This window comes from Streptomyces beihaiensis (genome assembly GCF_026274175.1).
Classification (GTDB): domain Bacteria; phylum Actinomycetota; class Actinomycetes; order Streptomycetales; family Streptomycetaceae; genus Streptomyces; species Streptomyces beihaiensis.
Window position 1 is genome coordinate 1 of sequence record NZ_JAPHNL010000171.1, and the last position, 2,600, is coordinate 2,600.

Here is a 2,600-nt window from a genome sequence, read left to right on the forward strand (position 1 = left end):
GGTGGCCAGCGCGGCGCGCGCCACCGCGCGGGCCGTCACGGCACGGTCGCCGACCGCCGCCGCGGCCTCCTCGTCGGCCCAGCGCTCCAGGGCGAACGCCCCGGCTGTGGCGAGCGGGCGCAGCATCGGGTTGACGCTCGACGCGAGGTGCCAGGCGGTCAGGAAGAGGTGGTGGCGGCCGCGCAGGTGGGCGCGTTCGTGGGCCAGGAGGGCCGAGCGTTCGGCGGGGGCCAGGGAGCGCAGCATCCCCCGGGAGACGACGATCCTGCCGGGGGCGCCGGGCAGGGCGAACGCCTGCGGCCTGTCGTCGTCGAGGACGGCCAGCTCGCCGTCGCCGGGCAGGCGCCGGCACTCGCGGTGGGTGTCGAGCAGGGAGCGGCCGCGCCGCCACGAGCTGCGGGCCAGGGAGACGGCGGCCGCGGCCAGGGCCAGCGCGCAGAGCACGGCGACCGTGGTGCGCACCGGGTCCTCGGCCCGCAGCGCCGGTACCGACCACGATCCCTCCTCGGCGACGAGCGGGATCTGCCCTATGCCGCTGAACGCCAGGAGCGCCAGCGCGACCGTCGACGCGCAGGCCGTCACCAGCGCCCCGCACGCCAGGGCCCAGGCGGCCGGGCGCGGCGGGAGCGGGCGCGCGAGCCGCGGGGCGAACAGGCCGAGCAGCGCGCTGACGGCGAACGGGACGTAGACGCTGATCGCCACGCCGCTAGATCCTTTCGTCCCCGTCTGGTCCGTCTCCGTCTGGTCCGTGCCCGTTCGGCCCGTGCCCGTTCGGCCCGTGCCCGTTCGGTCCGTGCCCGTGCGGTCCGTGCGGTCCGTGCCCGGCCGGTCCGTCTCCGTCCGGCTGGTCCCCGTCCAGGAAACGCTGTAGCAACTGCTCGTCCTCCGCCGAGAGTTCGGAGACGAACCGGGAGAGCACCGCAGCGCGGTCCCTGCCGCGTTCCAGCAGGGAGTGCATGCGCTCCGCGGTGTGTGTGGCCTCGTCGCGCACGGCCGCGTAGGCGTAGCCGCGTCCGGCGCGGTGACGTTCGAGGGTGCCCTTGTCGTGGAGGCGGGTGAGGATCGTCAGCACGGTGGTGTAGGCGAGGTCGCCGGTCAGCCGTTCCCTGACCTGGGCGGCCGTCAGGGGCTCTCGCGCCGCCCACAGAGCGGACAGCACGTCGCTCTCCAGCTCGCCGGGGGCGCGCCTGCGGCTGCTTCCGTTCTTCTCGTGGTCACTCACATCACCCCAAGCTACTACGTCACGTAAGAGCTTTTCTTACCTTCGAGTTACTTTCGAGTGCTCCACTGTCTAGAGTGCTTAGCTACTACGCGCTGTAGAACTCAGCCGGGGAGCCGCCGGACCGGCCCTGGCCCCGAACGTGTCAGGAAGCAGGTCGCAGTGGACCGTCAGGCTCTTCCCGTGGCGGGCCCCCGCCCGCCCGTCTCCCGCCGCCCCTTCAGCGGTGCGCTCCGCGCGGCACCTTCCTCCTCCGCCCTCGCGCCCGCCCCGGCCGCCGGGCACGGGCGGGTCGTGATCGTCTCCGCGAGTGTCGGTGCCGGGCACGACGGCGCCGCCGCGCAACTCGCCGCGCGGCTGGAGGACATGGGCCTGACGGTCGACCGTCACGACTTCCTCGACCTGCTGCCCGGACCCGTGGGGCGGGCGATCCGCGTCGGCTACCGGCGCCTGCTCACCCTCGCCCCCTCCGGCTACCAGCGGATCTACGCGGCCACCGAGGACCGGGAGCCCGGTGCCGTGACGCGGGCCCTGCTGCGGTCGGCCGAACGGGCCATGCTGCGCGTCCTGCCGCCGGACACCTCGGCGGTGGTCGCCACGTACCCGGCCGCCGGGCAGGTCCTCGGCACGCTGCGGAGCCAGGGGCGGCTCTCCGTACCGGCGATCACGTACCTCACCGACTTCTCCGTGCACGCCCTGTGGGTGGCGCCCGGCGTCGACCTGCACCTGGCCGTGCACGAGATCCCGGCCCAGCAGGCGCGCAGCCAGGGCGCGCCGTCGGTCGCCGTCACCGGCCCCGTCGTGGACCGCCGTTTCAGCCCCGCCACGCCCGTCCAGCGCCGCACGGCCCGCGACCGGTTCGGGCTGCCCGCGACCGCGCCGCTCGCCCTCCTCGTGGCGGGCTCCTGGGGGGTCGGCCCGGTGCGGCAGGTCGCCGCGGAGGTGCGGGACTCGGGCGCCGCCGTGCCCGTCGTCGTCTGCGGCCGCAACGAGGCGCTGGCCGAGCAGCTGCGGGCCGACGGCATCACGCACGCCTTCGGCTGGGTCGACGACATGCCCACGCTGATGCACGCCTGCGACGTGCTGGTGCAGAACGCCGGGGGACTGACCTCCCTGGAGGCGTTCGCCTGTGGTCTGCCGGTCGTCAGCTACGGCTGCATACCCGGCCACGGGCAGACCAACGCCGCCGCGCTCGACGAGGCGGGGCTCGCCCCGTGGATCCGCGACCCCTGCGACCTCGCGCCCACGCTCACCGAACTCACCCGCCACGGCCGCCATCTGCGTGAGTCCGGCCTCGCCCTGCACCGCCATCGACCTCGACCCGCAGGTCCCGGTGGTCCGCTGCGACGCCCGTATCTCCAGCTCCGGCATCGAGACCCTG

At 74.9% G+C, this 2,600-nt stretch carries 2 protein-coding genes and 2 pseudogenes; 2 read left to right on the forward strand and 2 right to left on the reverse strand.

Annotation, left to right across the window (positions count from 1 at the left end):
* Positions 1–702 (reverse strand): M56 family metallopeptidase (locus OFY01_RS16035; protein WP_266600447.1); only part of this gene is annotated, 702 nt, incomplete at its 3' end.
* A 4-nt stretch (positions 703–706) separates the two neighbouring features.
* Complete coding sequence (locus tag OFY01_RS16040; RefSeq protein ID WP_266600449.1) at positions 707–1,222, reverse strand: BlaI/MecI/CopY family transcriptional regulator; 516 nt, start codon at positions 1,220–1,222, stop codon at positions 707–709.
* 363 nt (positions 1,223–1,585) lie between these two features.
* Between OFY01_RS16040 and OFY01_RS16045 the strand changes: the two are divergent.
* Together OFY01_RS16045 and OFY01_RS32420 are read left to right on the forward strand one after the other, a co-directional pair.
* A pseudogene (locus OFY01_RS16045) lies at positions 1,586–2,338 on the forward strand (MGDG synthase family glycosyltransferase); the annotation flags it as partial.
* A gap of 184 nt (positions 2,339–2,522) precedes the next feature.
* Positions 2,523–2,600: pseudogene (locus OFY01_RS32420) on the forward strand (ATP-binding protein); the annotation flags it as partial.